The organism is Azospirillum sp. NS33, from assembly GCF_059703765.1.
Window position 1 is genome coordinate 254,647 of sequence record NZ_BAAKJB010000002.1, and the last position, 14,891, is coordinate 269,537.

At 71.8% G+C, this 14,891-nt stretch carries 12 protein-coding genes; 11 read left to right on the forward strand and 1 reads right to left on the reverse strand.

The window, feature by feature from the left end; all coding sequences use genetic code 11:
* From AC6H2I_RS03795 to era, 8 genes are all read left to right on the forward strand, one after another.
* Positions 1–1,404, forward strand: coding sequence for a bifunctional folylpolyglutamate synthase/dihydrofolate synthase (locus AC6H2I_RS03795; RefSeq protein ID WP_497499239.1), 1,404 nt, complete (start codon positions 1–3; stop codon positions 1,402–1,404).
* Between the two features lies 1 nt (position 1,405).
* Positions 1,406–2,437: an ATP-binding protein gene (locus tag AC6H2I_RS03800; RefSeq protein WP_497499240.1), complete on the forward strand. Its 1,032-nt coding sequence runs from the start codon at positions 1,406–1,408 to the stop codon at positions 2,435–2,437.
* Complete coding sequence (locus AC6H2I_RS03805) at positions 2,434–3,792, forward strand: bifunctional folylpolyglutamate synthase/dihydrofolate synthase (protein ID WP_497499241.1); 1,359 nt, start codon at positions 2,434–2,436, stop codon at positions 3,790–3,792. The genes AC6H2I_RS03800 and AC6H2I_RS03805 overlap by 4 nt, the downstream gene beginning before the upstream one ends.
* Positions 3,793–3,909: 117 nt before the next feature.
* Positions 3,910–4,659: a pyridoxine 5'-phosphate synthase gene (locus tag AC6H2I_RS03810; protein WP_497499242.1), complete on the forward strand. Its 750-nt coding sequence runs from the start codon at positions 3,910–3,912 to the stop codon at positions 4,657–4,659.
* Positions 4,656–5,111 (forward strand): holo-ACP synthase, encoded by a 456-nt coding sequence (acpS, locus tag AC6H2I_RS03815; RefSeq protein WP_497499243.1) that lies wholly within the window; start codon positions 4,656–4,658, stop codon positions 5,109–5,111. Before AC6H2I_RS03810 ends, acpS begins: the two co-directional genes overlap by 4 nt.
* A gap of 59 nt (positions 5,112–5,170) precedes the next feature.
* A complete protein-coding gene (gene lepB / locus AC6H2I_RS03820; protein WP_497499244.1) occupies positions 5,171–5,923 on the forward strand; it encodes a signal peptidase I in 753 nt (250 codons plus the stop codon).
* Positions 5,924–5,933: 10 nt separating this feature from the next.
* Positions 5,934–6,656: a ribonuclease III gene (gene rnc, locus AC6H2I_RS03825; protein ID WP_497499245.1), complete on the forward strand. Its 723-nt coding sequence runs from the start codon at positions 5,934–5,936 to the stop codon at positions 6,654–6,656.
* Positions 6,649–7,596, forward strand: coding sequence for a GTPase Era (gene era, locus AC6H2I_RS03830; protein ID WP_497499246.1), 948 nt, complete (start codon positions 6,649–6,651; stop codon positions 7,594–7,596). The genes rnc and era overlap by 8 nt, the downstream gene beginning before the upstream one ends.
* Positions 7,597–7,651: 55 nt before the next feature.
* On the opposite strand, the gene AC6H2I_RS03835 is transcribed toward era, so the two are convergent.
* On the reverse strand, positions 7,652–10,183 hold the full coding sequence (locus AC6H2I_RS03835; protein WP_497499247.1) for a sensor domain-containing protein: 2,532 nt from the start codon (positions 10,181–10,183) through the stop codon (positions 7,652–7,654).
* 192 nt (positions 10,184–10,375) lie between these two features.
* On the opposite strand from AC6H2I_RS03835, the gene recO reads away from it, so the two are divergent.
* The 3 genes from recO (at position 10,376) to AC6H2I_RS03850 (ending at position 14,850) form a co-directional block, all read left to right on the forward strand.
* The gene (gene recO / locus AC6H2I_RS03840) at positions 10,376–11,086 is read left to right on the forward strand and encodes a DNA repair protein RecO (protein ID WP_497499274.1); all 711 of its coding nucleotides are present in this window, start codon (positions 10,376–10,378) and stop codon (positions 11,084–11,086) included.
* Positions 11,087–11,150: 64 nt separating this feature from the next.
* A complete protein-coding gene (gene parC, locus AC6H2I_RS03845) occupies positions 11,151–13,376 on the forward strand; it encodes a DNA topoisomerase IV subunit A (RefSeq protein WP_497499248.1) in 2,226 nt (741 codons plus the stop codon).
* A gap of 379 nt (positions 13,377–13,755) precedes the next feature.
* Entirely contained in the window at positions 13,756–14,850 is a 1,095-nt protein-coding gene (locus AC6H2I_RS03850) for a TRAP transporter substrate-binding protein (protein ID WP_497499249.1), read from the forward strand.
* Positions 14,851–14,891 lie beyond the last annotated feature (41 nt).

Genomic DNA, 14,891 nt, shown 5'->3' on the forward strand with positions numbered 1-14,891 from the left:
GTGGCCGCGCCGGTGATGGCCGCCGCACCACCACCATCCGAAGTGGCCGCGGCGTCGGCGTCCCGCGGCGCGGCCGCGGTGTTGACGCCTGACGGCGCGGCCGCGGCGGCGCTGGAGCGGTTCCGCGGCCGGCACCCGCGGGCCATCGATCTGACCCTGGGCCGGGTGCATCGGCTGCTGGCGCGGCTCGGCCATCCGGAACGGCGCATGGCCCCGGTGCTGCACGTCGCCGGCACCAATGGCAAGGGGTCGACCGTCGCCTTCCTGCGCGCCATGCTCGAGGCGGCGGGATGGCGGGTTCAGGCCTACACCTCGCCGCACCTGGCCAGCGTGTGCGAATGCGTGCGCCTGGCCGACGGGCTGGTCGACGACGCCCGGCTGGCGGACGCCCTCACGCGGTGCGAGCGGGCGTCCGTGGACGACCCTGTCACCGTGTTCGAGGCGCTGACCTGCGCCGCCTTCCTGCTGTTCGCCGAGGAGCGTGCCGACGCCGCCCTGGTGGAGGTCGGTATGGGCGGCGGCGAGGACGCCACCAACGTGTTCGACCGCCCCGCGGTGTCGGTGATCACCCGCATCTCCCATGACCACGCGGAGTATCTGGGCGACCGGCTCGCCGCCATCGCCGCGGCCAAGTCCGGCATCATCAAGGCGGGATGCCCGGTGGTCGCCGCCCCCCAGGCCGACGCCGCGGTGGTCGAGGTGGTGACGGCGGCGGCGCGGCGCCTCGGCGCGCCGGTCGTGGCCTGGGAGAGCGTTGCGTTTCCCGGCGGCTTCGTCTACCGCGGACCCCGCGGCAGCCTGGAGCTGGCGCCGCCGGCGCTGGCCGGCGACCACCAGATGGTCAACGCCGCCACCGCCATCGCCGCCCTCGACGCGCTGCGCGCGGGCGGAGGGCCGGCGGTTCCCGACGCCGCCGTGCGCCGCGGCCTGCGCACCGTCGACTGGCCGGCCCGCCTGCAGCGGCTGGACCGCTCCACGCTCGTGGCGTCCCTGCCGCCGGGCTCGGAGCTGTGGCTGGACGGCGGACACAACGATTCGGCGGGGGAGGTGCTCGGCCGGCAGGCGGCCTCCTGGGCGGCCGACGGGCGCCCCCTCGGCCTCGTGGTGGGCATGCTCGCCAGCAAGGACGCGGCGGCCTTCCTGGCCCCCCTGGGCGGATGGGCGGCGGCCCTGCGCGCGGTGCCGCTGGACGGACCGTTGCCGGGCGGCGGCACCAGCATGCCGGCGGCGCGCCTCGTCGCCGCCGCCGCCGCCGCCGGGATCGCCGACGCGGCGGCGGCGCCCGGCATCGCGGCGGCGGTCGCCGGTCTCGGCGCGCGCGGCGCGGCACCTTGCCGCGTGCTGGTGTGCGGGTCGCTCTACCAGGCCGCGGCGGTGCTCGCCACGGTGCCGGCAGGGCGGTGACATGGCGTGGCCGGACACCATCGACTTCCTTGATGAGGTCTGCGCCCGCACGGGATTCCGCCTGACCGTCCTCGACGGGCATTCCGGCTACCTTGCCGCGGTGTCCGATGGCCGGCACGAGTTCCTGACCGGCGCCGGTGCGGTGTGCGCCTATCCGCTCAACGGCGCGACCGCCGCCACCATCGCCAACGACAAGGCGCACACCGCGCTGCTGGCGCGCCGGGCGGGGCTGCGGGTGCCGCGGGGCGAACACTTCTTCACCACCGCGCGCTACCGGGGCCAGCGCGGACCCGGGCGCGCGGTCGATGACGCCGTGGCCTTCGCCCGCACCCTGGGATTCCCGGTGTTCGTCAAGCCGAACGGCGGGGCGCGCGGCGCCTTCGCCGACGTCGCCTACGATGCCGACGACCTGGTCCGTCAGTTCGCGGCCATGGCGGCGCAGCACCCGGTGGCGCTGGTGCAGGAGGTGCTCGACGGGCCGGAGTACCGCATCGTCGTGGTCGACGGCGAGGCCCCGTTCCTCTACCGCCGGACCGGCAACGTCCTGCGGGGCGACGGCGTCGCGACCGTGGGGGCGCTGCTGGACGCGATGAACGCCCGCCTTGCCGACGAGGGCCTGCCGGCGGTCGCCCCGGAGTCGCCGTTCCTGGCGCGGGCGCTGGACGCCGCCGGCCTGGCCCTGGGTTCGGTACCGGCTGCGGGGCGGGGGGTGGCGTTCGCGGCCCGGCGCAACGTCAGCGGCGGCGGCGGCGTCGCCGACTTCCAGGCACCGGCGCCCGCCCCGGTCGCCGCGTACGCCCGGCGGGTCGCCGCGGCGATCGGGCTGCGGGTGTGCGGGATCGACGTGATCGCCGACGGGGGGAGCGCAACCGGCGCGATCGCAAGCGGCGGGCTGGATCCCGCCGGCTTCACCCTGCTCGAGGTCAACGCCAACCCCGGGCTCGGCGGGGCCGCCCGGGCGGGCCACCGCGCCGCCGTGCTCGACCTGTGGGAACGGATCTGCCGGACGTGGTTTGCCGAGGCCGGGCGGTGACCGCGGCGGGTCCCCTCGACGCGACGATCGCGCGGCTGATGGCCCTGCCGAAGGCGGGACGCGGAATCGGCCTGCACCGCATGGCGTGGCTGCTCGGGCCACTGCTCGACGGGCCCTGGGGGCGCGGCCTCGACGCGCTGAAGGTCACGGGGTCCAACGGCAAGGGCAGCGTGTGCCGGCTCGCCGCCGACCTGCTGGGGCGGCTCGGCCACCGCGCCGGCCTTTACACCTCCCCCCACCTCCTGCGCTTCCACGAGCGCATCGTCCTGGCCGACCATCCCATCGCCGACGACGCCCTGGCCGCCGCCGCCGCGTGGTTCGAGGAGCGCCAGGCGGCCTACGCCGCCGACCATCCCGACGACCGTTTCGGCGCCTTCGAGGCGTTCACCGCCATGGCCATGCACCACTTCGCGGCGTGCCGCCCGGCCGCGTTGGTGGCGGAGGCCGGCATCGGCGGGCGCTACGACGCCGTGCGGGCGCTGCCCGGCGCGGTGGCCGCGCTGGTGTCCCTCGACCGCGAGCACGCGGAGATCCTCGGGCCCACCCTGGAGCTGATCGCCTACGACAAGGCCGACCTCTGCCCCGAGGGCGGCACCCTGGTCGTGGGCGCCATCGACGACGAGGTGTTGCGGCGGTTGCGCGCCTACCTCGCGCTGCGTCGCGTCGGGCTGGTGTCGTGGCGGGACGTCGGGACGGTGCACGCCGTGCGCTTCGCCGAGCGGCGCATGACGGCGGACCTGACGGTGGCCGGGGTGCGGCTGGACGAGGTGGCGTTCGCGCTGCTGGGACGCCACCAGGTGGTGAACGCGCTGGTCGCCGCGGGCCTGGTCCGGGCGTGGCTGGAGCGGCGCGGCGCCATGCCCGACGCCGCCCGCTTCGCCGCGGCCTTCCGCGACACGGTCGGCGCCGTGCGCTGGCCCGGCCGACTGGAACGGGTGCAGGACGACCCCCCGGTGTTCGTCGACGTCGGCCACACCCCCGACGCCATCGCCACGACCCTGCGCGACCTGCCCGCCCTGGCGGACGGCAAGCCGGTCCTGCTGGTGACCGGGGTGTCCCACAACAAGGACGTGGAGGGCATCGCCGGGGCGCTCGCCGCCGCCGCCGCCGCGGTGGTCTGCACGCGCGCCCATCACCGCGGGGCCGGCACCGAACGCGTGCGTGCCGCCGTCGAACGGGCGCGGCCGGACCTCGCCGTCGTCGAGGCCCCGGCCGTGGCGGAGGCGATGGAGCTGGCGGTGGCGCAAGCGCGCGCCGCGGGCATGATGGTGCTGGTCGCCGGCGGGCTGTTCCTGGCGATGGAGGCGGCGGAGGCGCTGGCCGGCCGCGATCCGCGGGCCTTGCGCTTTTTCTGAGGCGGCGATGCGGTGCGGCAGTGCCGCAAGGCGTGACGGGGAAGGTTTGCGTCGCTATATAGGGCGAGGTGCCGGTCGCCGGGAGCGTCCGGCCGGCGACGCACTCCGGAGCGAGCGATGACCCGATACCTGCGCCTGGGCGTGAACATCGACCACGTGGCGACCCTTCGCAACGCCCGCGGCGACCGGCATCCCGACCCGGTGCGCGCGGCCCGGCTGGTGGCCGACGCCGGGGCCGACGGCATCACCGCCCACCTGCGCGAGGATCGCCGCCACATCCGCGACGAGGACATCGAGCGCCTGGTGGCGGAAAGCACGCTGCCGCTCAACCTGGAGATGGCGGCCACCGAGGAGATGCTGGCCATCGCCCTGCGCCACAAGCCGCACGCCGTCTGCCTGGTGCCGGAGAAGCGCACCGAGGTGACCACCGAGGGCGGTCTGGATGTCGACGGCGCGCGCGAGCACCTCACCCGGTACGTTCAGGAATTGGGGGCGGCGGGCGTGCGGGTGTCGCTGTTCATCGACCCCGAGGTTCGTCACATCGACGCGGCCCGCGACCTCGGCGCGCCGGTGGTGGAGTTGCACACCGGGGCCTATTGCGACGCGGATCCCGGGGCCGGCCGCGGCTCCGAGCTGACCCGCCTGACCCAGGCGGCGGCCCACGCCGAAGCCATCGGCGTCGAGTGCCACGCCGGGCACGGAATCGCCTACGGCACGGTCGGCCCGGTCGCCGCGATCAAGACCATCACCGAGCTGAACATCGGCCACTTCCTGGTCGGCGAGGCCGTCTTCGTCGGTCTGCACGAGGCCGTTGCCCACATGCGCGCGTTGATGGACCAGGCGCGGCCCGGGACCTCCCGCCCATGATCCTCGGCATCGGCAACGACCTCGCCGACATCGACCGCATCGCCAAGACGCTGGAGCGCTTCGGCGAGCGCTTCCTCGACCGTGTCTTCACGCCGGCGGAACGGGCCAAGGCGGAGCGACGGGTCGGCAAGGGGGGGCGCCACGACGCCCGTGCCGCGACCTACGCCAAGCGGTTCGCCGCGAAGGAGGCGTGCGCCAAGGCGCTCGGCACCGGGTTCCGGCAGGGCGTGTTCTGGCGTGACATGGGGGTCGTCAATCTGCCGTCGGGACAGCCCACCCTGGTGCTGACCGGCGGCGCCCTGCGCCGCCTGCGCACCCTCACCCCCAAGGGCATGACCGCCCGCATCCATCTCACCCTGACCGACGAGCACCCGCTGGCGGAGGCCGTGGTCATCATCAGCGCCGAACCCGGCGACGTTCCCGACCGCAGCCCGACAAGCGCCCCCGCATGACCTTGAACTCACCGCCCGCGCCCCCGCGCGCCGGGTCCGAAGCCCAGAATCGGAAACCGATGGACGCCACCCCGATGAAGAAGGAGGCGGGCGGCTTCGGCGAGACGCTGAAGACCGTGTTCTACGCCGTGCTGATCGCCTTCGGCGTCCGCACCTTCGCCTACGAGCCCTTCAACATCCCTTCCGGGTCGATGATCCCGACCCTGTTGATCGGCGACTATCTGTTCGTGTCGAAGTTCTCCTACGGCTACAGCAAGTACACCGTGGGTTTCGGGCTTCCGCTGTTCGACGGGCGCGTCGTCGGATCGCTGCCGGAGCGCGGCGACGTCGCGGTCTTCAAGCTGCCGCGCGACAACAAGACCGATTACATCAAGCGCGTCATCGGTCTGCCCGGCGACACCGTGCAGGTGGTCGGCGGCGTCCTGCACATCAACGGCGAGGCGGTCAAGCGCGAGCGGATCGAGGACTACGTCGCGACGACGCCCCAGGGGCGTGAAGTGCGCGAGGCGCAGTATCTGGAGACCCTCCCCAACGGCGTCAGCCACCGCATCATCGAGGAGTCCGACAGCGGCCCCCTCGACAACACGCCGGTGTACACGGTGCCCGAGGGCCATCTGTTCATGATGGGCGACAACCGCGACAACTCCCTCGACAGCCGCGTCCCGCAGATGGTGGGCTACGTTCCGGTGGAGAACCTGGTCGGCCGCGCCGAGTTCCTGTTCTTCTCGCTGGCCGAGGGCACGTCGTTCTACCAGGTGTGGCGGTGGCCGCTCGACGTGCGGTTCGGCCGCCTGCTGGACGGCGTGGACTGACGGGGCGGATATGGAAGCCGATCTCGGTGCGCTGGCGGAGGCGCTGGGCCATCGTTTCGCCGACGAGAGCCTGCTCGCCGACGCGGTGACCCACCCCAGCCTGATGGGGCTGGAGCGTGCCGGCAAGGGCGCGTCTCCGGTGCGCGGCCCGGGCATCGCCTACGAGCGCCTGGAGTTCCTGGGCGACCGCGTCCTCGGGCTGTGCATCGCCGAGTGGCTGCTCGAGCACTACCCGCGCGAGCGGGAGGGGGCGCTTGCCAAGCGGCACGCGTCGATGGTGCGGCGCGAGGCGCTGGGCCGCGTGGCCGAGGCGATCGCGCTGGGCCGGTACCTCCGGCTGTCGCCCGCCGAGGATTCCGGGGGCGGGCGGAACAACCGCACGATCCTGGCCGACGCCTGCGAGGCGGTGATCGGTGCGCTGTTTCTCGACGGCGGGCTCGACGCGGCGCGGCGCTTCATCCGCGGCGCCTGGGCCGCCGCCATCGAGCGGGGGGAACCGCCGCCGTTGGACGCCAAGACGGCGCTTCAGGAATGGGCCCAGGGGCGCGGCCGGCCCCTGCCGACCTACGAGCTGCTGGAGCAATCGGGGCCGGCCCATGAGCCGGTGTTTCGCGTCCGCGTGCGGGTCGACGGGGAGGAGCCGGTGACCGGCTCCGGCCCGTCCAAGCGGGCGGCGGAGAAGCAGGCGGCCAGCCTGCTGCTGCGCACCCTTGGAGTGATGGTGGATGACTGACGACACCCTGTTCGCGGCGGAACCGATCGGCGGCCCCGAACACCCGCGTTGCGGCTTCGTCGCCCTGGTGGGCGCGCCCAACGCCGGCAAATCGACCCTGCTCAACGCCCTGATCGGGGCGAAGGTATCGATCGTCAGCCCGAAGGTGCAGACCACCCGCACCCGCGTGCTGGGCATCACCATCGCCGCGGACAGCCAGCTGCTGTTCGTCGACACCCCCGGCATCTTCAAGCCGAAGCGCCGGCTCGACCGCGCCATGGTCGCGGCGGCCTGGCAGGGGGCCGGCGACGCCGACCTGATCGGGGTGCTGGTGGACGCGTCGCGGCGCGGCGTCGACGACGACACCCGGGGCATCATCGGGCGCCTGAAGGAGGAGGGGCGCGCGGCGATCCTGCTGCTCAACAAGATCGATCTGGTGCGCCAGCGCGAGGTCCTGCTGGGTCTCACCGAGACGCTCAACCAGGACGGCCTGTTCACCGACACGTTCATGGTGTCGGCGACCACCGGGGACGGCGTCGACGACCTGCGCACCTTCCTGGCGAACCGCGTGCCGGAGGGGCCATGGCTCTATCCGGAGGACCAGATCTCCGACATGCCGATGCGCCTGCTCGTGGCCGAGATCACCCGGGAAAAGCTGTTCATCCAACTCCACCAGGAGCTTCCCTATTCCGCCACCGTCGAGACGGAGACGTGGGAGGAGTTCGAGGACGGATCGGTCAAGATCAGCCAGGTCATCTTCGTGCAGCGTGAGAGCCAGAAGGCCATCGTGCTGGGCAAGGGCGGCCAGCGGATCAAGCAGATCGGCCTGGCGGCGCGCACCGAGATGGAGACGCTGCTGGAGCGCCGCGCCCATCTCATGCTGTTCGTGAAGGTGCGCGAGAACTGGCTGGAGGATCCCGAACGCTACGGCGTCTGGGGCCTGGATTTCGGCAGCTCGTAGCGGCCGGCGGCCGGGCGGCGCGCCCCGGCGGATCGGGGGGTGGTCCGGCGGGCGGTCAGGGGGTGGCGGTGGCGAGGGTGGGGGCCGGCGCGGCCGTCACCTCGGCCGGCTCGCCGGCGAGAAGCGCCTCCGCCTCGCCGGCCGGGGCGGGGCGGGCGTAGTAGAATCCCTGCCCGTAGGGGCAGGAGAGGCCGCACAGGAAGGCCGCCTCGGCGGCCGTCTCCACCCCTTCGGCGACCGTGTCCATGCCGAGCAGCGCCGCCAGGGTGGTGACGACCTGGACGATGGCGCCGGTGTTGGCGCCGGTGGTGGCGCCGGACGAGATGGCCTGGACGAACGTCTTGTCGATCTTCAGGGTGTCGGCCGGAAAGCGGTGCAGGTAGGCCAGCGACGAGTAGCCCGTGCCGAAGTCGTCGATGGACAGACGGACGTCCATGGCGCGGATCTGCTCCATGATGACCCGGCACCGCTCCGGGTCCTTCATCAGCAGACTCTCGGTGATCTCCAGCTTCAGGGTGTGCGGCGGGATCGGGGTGTCGGTCAGCGTCTCGCGCACGCGTTCCGGCAGGTCGTCGTCGAGGAACTGGCGCGACGACACGTTCACACTCATGAACAGCGGCTCGCGGCGGGGAAAACGGTCCTGCCAGGAGGCCACCTGCTGCACCGCCTCGCGCAGGGCCCAGCGGCCCATCGCCACGATCAGCCCGGTCTCTTCGGCCAAGGGGATGAAGTCCGCCGGCGACACCAGGCCGCGCGTGGGGTGGTTCCAGCGCATCAGCGCCTCGAACCCGGCGATCCGCCCGGTCGCCATGGCGACGATGGGCTGGTAGTGGAGATGGAGCTGGCCGTCGTCGAGGGCCCGGCGCAGGTCGGCCTCGGTGCGAACCAGCGCCATGGCCTGGCGGCGCAACGCGCTGTCGAACACGTCGACCCTGTTGCGCCCGCCCGACTTGGCGCGGAACACCGCGAGGCTGGCGTCGCGCAGCACGTCCTCCGGGCGTTGGTAGCCCGAGACGCTGAGCGCCACGCCGATCGAACAGGTCAGCACGATGCGGTGGTCGTCGATGTGCATCGGCTGCGCCACGGCGGCGCTTAGGCGCTCCGCCGAGTCGAGGGCGTCGCCGACGTCGTCGGCGTCGTTGATCAGCATGCCGAATTCGTCGGCGGAGAGACGGGCCAGGGTGTCGCCACGCCGACGGCCGGCCTCGAGGCGGTCGGCGATGGTCTTCAGGATGCGGTCGCCGACGTGTGCGCCCAGGGTGTCGTTGATGCCCTTGAAACGGTCGATGTCCAGCAGCAGGACCGCGAAGGGCCGGCCATCGGAGCGCCGGCTGCGGTCCAGCGCCTGGCCGATGCGGTCGAGCAGGAGCGTGCGGTTGGGCAGCCCGGTCATGGTGTCGTGCAGGGCGTCGAACAGGATCTGCTGCTCCGCCTTCTTGCGGTCGGTGATGTCGGTCATCGACCCGGCCATGCGCACGGCGTGGCCGCTGGAGCCGCGCACCGCCAGCCCGCGCACCAGGACCCAGCGCTCAGAGCCGTCGGCGTGGTGCATCCGGCACTCGTGCTGGAGGCTGTCCCGCTCGCCGGCGAGATGAAGTTCGATGGCCCCTTCGAGACCGGCCAGGTCGGCGGCATGGACGCGGGAGAACCACTCCTCCGGGTTGGCACCGATCTCCGACTCGTGGTGGCCGAGCATCGCCTTCCAACGCGGCGACAGGTAGATCTCGCCGACCAGCAGATTCCAGTCCCACAGCCCGTCGTTGGCGCCGCGCGCCGCCAGGGCGTAGCGCTCCTCGCTCTGGCGCAGCTGGTGCTCGGCCGTCTTGCGGTCGGTGACGTCGGCCTGGCTGCCGACGATCCGCACCGCCGCCCCCGACTCGTCCATCAGGGCCAGGCCGCGGCACGCCATCCAGCGCTGCCCCCCCGATGCGTCGCGCATCCGGTACTCGACCAGGAACGGCTCGCCGCCGCTGCCGGCGCGGTGGCGTTCGAGCGCCGTCAGCAGGGCGGGGCGGTCCTCTTCGACCACCCGCCCCAGCCACTCGTCGGGGCTGGTGCCGATGTCGTGCTCGGTGAAGCCGAGGATCGACTTCCAGCGCGGGGAATAATAGAGGGTGCCGGTCTTGAGGTCCCAGTCGTAGAGGCCGTCGTTGCTGGCGGCCGAGGCCAGGGCGTAGCGCTCCTCGCTCTGGCGCAGCCGCTCCTCGGCGAGCTTGCGTTCGGTGATGTCGGCCACCGCGCCGACCAGGCGCATCGGCTCGCCGGTCTCGTCGGCCACGGCGACGCCACGGCACACCAGCCAGCGCCACCCCGTGCCGTGCTTGCGGCGCACCCGATGCTCGATCTGGAAGGGCAGGCTGACGCTGACCATCTGCCCCTCGAACGAGGCGTAAAGCCATTCGACGTCGTCGGGATGGACGCGGTCGAGCCAGTCCGCCGGCTTGTGCTGGCCGTCGGACGGCGGCAGCCCGAGAAATTCCTGGAAGCGGGGAGACAGGTAGAGCGTGTCGGTTCGGAGATCCCAATCCCACACGCCCTGGCTTCCAGCCTTCTCCGCCAGCAGATATCGATCGATCGGACCGCTCAAACGAACCCTCACCGGCTGAACGCCTCGGCGCCGCGGGGAACGCCCCGCGCGTCGGACAATTCGAACCACAACGATAGGGATTTAATGGTGAACGATGAATGAAGGGGGCCGAGCAAAGTGGTCGTTCCCCCGGGCGCCAGCCGCTACCATGGGGGTGGCTGAGGCAGGCGGAGGCCCGGATCGGGCATGGCGATGGACTGGACGGACCGGGGCGTCGTTCTCTCGGCCAAGCCCCACGGCGAGGCGGCCGCGGTGGCCGTCCTGCTGACCCGCGACCACGGCCGGCATGGCGGGCTGGTCCAGGGCGGGCGGTCGAGCCGGCAGCGCGCGACGCTGGAGCCGGGCACGGTGGTCGCCGCCCGCTGGCGGGCGCGCCTGCCCGAGCACCTCGGAACCTTCACCCTGGAGGCCGAGCATGGCTACGCCGCCGCCCTGCTGGACGATCCGCCGCGGCTGGCGGCGTTGACCGCGGCCTGCGCCCTGGTGGAGGCCGCGCTGCCCGAACGGGAGCCCCACGGCGCCGTGTTCGATGCCCTGGTGGCGTTGTTCCGGGTGCTGGGCGGCGACGCCTGGCCGGAGGCCTACGTGCGGTGGGAGTGCGGGCTGCTGGGCGAACTCGGCTTCGCACTCGACCTCGACCGCTGCGCCGCAACCGGCAGCAACGATCACCTCGCCTATGTCAGCCCGCGGTCGGGCCGCGCCGTGTCCGCAGCGGCGGGGGAACCCTACCGCGACCGGCTGCTGCCGCTGCCGGGGTTCCTCGCCGGGAGCGGCGGCGGCGGGCGCGACGAGACCCTGGCCGGGCTGCGGCTCACCGGCCACTTCCTGGAGCGGCACGTTCTGAACGGCCCCTTGCCGCCGGCCCGCGGGCGCCTGGTGGAGCGCCTGACCCGTGATGGCTGACGGGGAACGTATCGCGAACCGTTCCGTGTGGATTCCGTGGTGCAAAATCGGGTAGCTTGCGACCATGAAGACGCCCATCCCCGCCTCCGACATTCTCGACAAGCCGCTGGCCGAGGCGCTTGGCGAGCGCTACCTCAGCTACGCGCTGTCGACCATCATGGCGCGCTCGCTGCCCGACGTGCGCGACGGGCTGAAGCCGGTCCACCGCCGCCTGCTCTTCGCCATGAGCCAGCTCCGCCTCGACCCATCCACGCCGCCGAAGAAGTCGGCCCGCGTGGTCGGCGACGTCATCGGTAAATTCCACCCGCACGGCGACACCGCCGTCTACGACGCCCTGGTGCGCCTTGCCCAGGACTTCGCGGTGCGCTACCCCCTGATCGACGGCCAGGGCAACTTCGGCAACATCGACGGCGACAACGCCGCGGCCATGCGGTACACCGAGGCCCGTCTCACCGACGTGGCCAAGGCGCTGCTGGAGGGGATCGAGCAGGACGCCGTGGATTTCCGCGGCACCTACGACGGCGACGGCGAGGAGCCGGTCGTCCTGCCCGCCAATTTCCCGAACCTGCTGGCCAACGGCTCCAGCGGCATCGCCGTGGGCATGGCCACCAACATCCCGCCCCACAATGTGGGCGAGATCTGCGACGCCCTGCGCCACCTCATCAAGCACCGCGACGCCAGCATTGAGACGCTGGTCGGGTTCATGCCCGGCCCCGACTTCCCCACCGGCGGCCTCCTGGTGGAGCCACGGGCCTCGGTGGTGGAATCCTACCGCACCGGGCGCGGCTCCTTCCGGCTGCGCGCCCGCTGGGAGGTCGAGAAGCTGGGGCAGGGGACCTGGCAGATCGTCGTCACCCAGGTTCCCTACCAGGTGCAGAAGGCGCGGCTGGTCGAGCGCATCGCCGAACTGCTGACCGCACGCAAGCTGGTGCTGCTGGAGGACGTTCGCGACGAGTCGGCCGAGGACGTCCGCCTGGTGCTGGTGCCGAAGAGCCGCAACGTCGATCCCGACGTGCTGATGGCCTCGCTGTTCCAGGCCACCGACCTGGAGATCCGCTTCGCCCTCAACATGAACGTCCTGGGCGCCGACAACGTGCCCCGCGTCATGGACCTGCGCGAGGTTCTGCAGGCCTTCCTCGACCACCGCCACACCGTCCTGGTCCGCCGCTCCGCGCATCGGCTGGCGCAGATCGACCACCGGCTGGAGGTGCTGGGCGGCTACCTCGTCGCCTATCTGAACCTCGACGAGGTGATCCGCATCATCCGCGAGGAGGACGAGCCCAAGGCGTCGTTGATGGGGGCGTTCGCGCTCAGCGAGGTCCAGGCCGAGGCCATCCTCAACATGCGCCTGCGCAACCTGCGCAAGCTCGAGGAGATGGAGATCCGCAAGGAGAACGACCAGCTCGCCGCCGAGCGCGCCGAGCTGGTGGCCCTGCTGGGTGACGAGCCCCTGCGGTGGAAGCGGATCGACAAGGAGGTGGGGGAAACCAAGAAGCGCTTCGGCAAGGGCGCGCTGGGCGACCGCCGCACCGACATCGCCGATGCCCCCACCGTCATCGACATCCCGGTCGACGCCATGGTGGAGCGCGAGCCGCTGACCGTCCTGTGCTCCGAGAAGGGCTGGATCCGGGCGGTCCGCGGCCATCTGGCGGAGGCCGAGGTGGCCGAGGTCAAGGTGAAGGAAGGCGACCGCCCGCGCTTTGCCGTGCGCTGCGAGACCACCGACAAGATCCTGGTGTTCGCCAGCAACGGCAAATTCTACACGCTGCCGGCGGACAAGCTGCCGCGGGGCCGCGGCTTCGGCGAGCCGGTGCGGCTGATGATCGAGCTCGGCAACGAGACCGACATCGTCGCCCTGTTTCCGCACGTCGCCGGCCGCCGCATGGTCGTCGCCTCCGAGGACGGCCGCGGCTTCCAGGTGGACGAGGGCGAGGTGCTGGCGCAGACGCGCGGCGGCAAGCAGGTGCTGAACCTGGACGAGGGGCGCCACGCCCTGATCTGCGCGCCGGCCGACGGCGACCACGTGGCGGTGGTCGGCAACAACCGCAAGCTCCTGGTGTTCCCGCTCGACGAACTGCCGCTCCTGGCCCGCGGCAAGGGCGTGCAGCTCCAGAAGTACAAGGACGCGAGTCTCTCCGACCTCAAGGTCTTCGCGCTGGCCGACGGGTTGAGCTGGAAGCAGGGCGAGCGGGTGTTCCGCGTCACCGACCTGGCCGGCTGGCTGGGCCCGCGGGCGGGCATCGGCAAGATTCCGCCCAACGGGTTCCCGCGCATCAACAAGTTCACCTGACGGGTGCGTATTGGTAGGACCAGCGTGCGCTAGCGCTTGAAGATCCACCGTTCTTTCCGGCATAGTTGACCCAGCCAAACAATCCGCGGCCGGGGGTGGGCGACCGCCCGCCTCCGGAACCCGGAGCGATCGACACGGGGAGGAACGCGTGACCAGACAGGTTGCGGAGGCGGTGACCGCAGCGGCCACCCGGGCCATCCCGGGCCTGCCGTCCGGACGCGGCCAGGACCCTGTCCGCCGATGACCGGCCCGGGGCACCTCACACCACGTTCCCATCCCGCTTCGATTTAGGGCACCCGCGGCGCCGTGTGCGTGTGGGCGTGCTGTGCCGCGGCGTTGGAATCCCCACAAAGAAGAGAACCCCAGGGAGACTTCAAGCATGAAGCGTCGTTCCTTCCTTGCAACGGCCGGTGTCGGCGCCGCCGCATCGACCATTGCCGCACCCGCCATCGCCCAGAGCGCCCCGAAGATCCAGTGGCGCTGCGCGTCCAGCTTCCCCAAGAGCCTGGACACCATCTACGGCGGGGCCGAGGAGGTCGCCAAGCGCGTCTCCGAGGCCACCGACGGAAACTTCCAGATCCGCGTCTTCGCCGGTGGCGAGATCGTGCCGGGCCTCCAGGTCCTGGACGCCGTCCAGAACAACACCGTCCAGTGCGGCCACACCGTGTCGTACTACTACGTCGGCAAGGACCCGACCTTCGCCTTCGACGCGGCCATCCCGTTCGGCCTCAACGCCCGCCAGCAGCAGGCGTGGATGACCCACGGCGGCGGCCTCGAGCTGATGCGCGCGTTCTTCAAGAAGTACAACATCGTCCAGTTCCCCGGCGGCAACACCGGCACCCAGATGGGTGGCTGGTTCCGCAAGGAGATCAAGTCGGTCGAGGACCTCAACGGCCTCAAGATGCGCATCGGCGGCTACGCCGGCCGCGTCGTGCAGAAGCTGGGTGCGGTGCCGCAGCAGATCGCCGGCGGTGACATCTATCCGGCGCTGGAGAAGGGCACCATCGACGCCACCGAGTGGGTCGGGCCGTACGACGACGAGAAGCTCGGCTTCTACAAGGTGGCCAAGTACTACTACTACCCCGGCTGGTGGGAAGGCGGCCCGCAGGTGTCGTTCCTCACCAACATGGAGGAGTACGAGAAGCTGCCGGCCAACTACAAGGCGGTGCTCGAGGCCGCCTGCGCCGCCGCCAACACCTCCATGCTCGGCAAGTACGACGTCCAGAACATGGACGCCCTGAAGCGGCTGGTGGCCGCCGGCACGGTGCTGAAGCCGTTCCCGCGCGACGTCATGCAGGCCTGCTATCAGGCCGCCTTCCAGCTCTACGAGGAGGAAGCGGCGAGCAACGAGGCGTTCCGCACGGTCTACGAGCCCTGGAAGAAGTTCCGGGACGAGGAGTACCTGTGGTTCCGCGTCGCCGAGTTCAGCTTCGACCAGTTCGTCTACACGGCACCGCCGCCCAAGAAGGGCTGAGCATCAGATCCCAGGAAAAAGCCCCGCGCAAGCGGGGCTTT

Bases quoted from the DNA above. Each gene is read 5' to 3' on its own strand.
- AC6H2I_RS03800 (WP_497499240.1), top strand. From the start codon at position 1,406: ATGGCGTGGCCGGACACCATCGACTTCCTTGATGAGGTCTGCGCCCGC.
- AC6H2I_RS03810 (WP_497499242.1), top strand. From the start codon at position 3,910: ATGACCCGATACCTGCGCCTGGGCGTGAACATCGACCACGTGGCGACC.
- acpS (WP_497499243.1), top strand. From the start codon at position 4,656: ATGATCCTCGGCATCGGCAACGACCTCGCCGACATCGACCGCATCGCC.
- lepB (WP_497499244.1), top strand. From the start codon at position 5,171: ATGGACGCCACCCCGATGAAGAAGGAGGCGGGCGGCTTCGGCGAGACG.
- rnc (WP_497499245.1), top strand. From the start codon at position 5,934: ATGGAAGCCGATCTCGGTGCGCTGGCGGAGGCGCTGGGCCATCGTTTC.
- era (WP_497499246.1), top strand. From the start codon at position 6,649: ATGACTGACGACACCCTGTTCGCGGCGGAACCGATCGGCGGCCCCGAA.
- recO (WP_497499274.1), top strand. From the start codon at position 10,376: ATGGACTGGACGGACCGGGGCGTCGTTCTCTCGGCCAAGCCCCACGGC.
- parC (WP_497499248.1), top strand. From the start codon at position 11,151: ATGAAGACGCCCATCCCCGCCTCCGACATTCTCGACAAGCCGCTGGCC.
- AC6H2I_RS03850 (WP_497499249.1), top strand. From the start codon at position 13,756: ATGAAGCGTCGTTCCTTCCTTGCAACGGCCGGTGTCGGCGCCGCCGCA.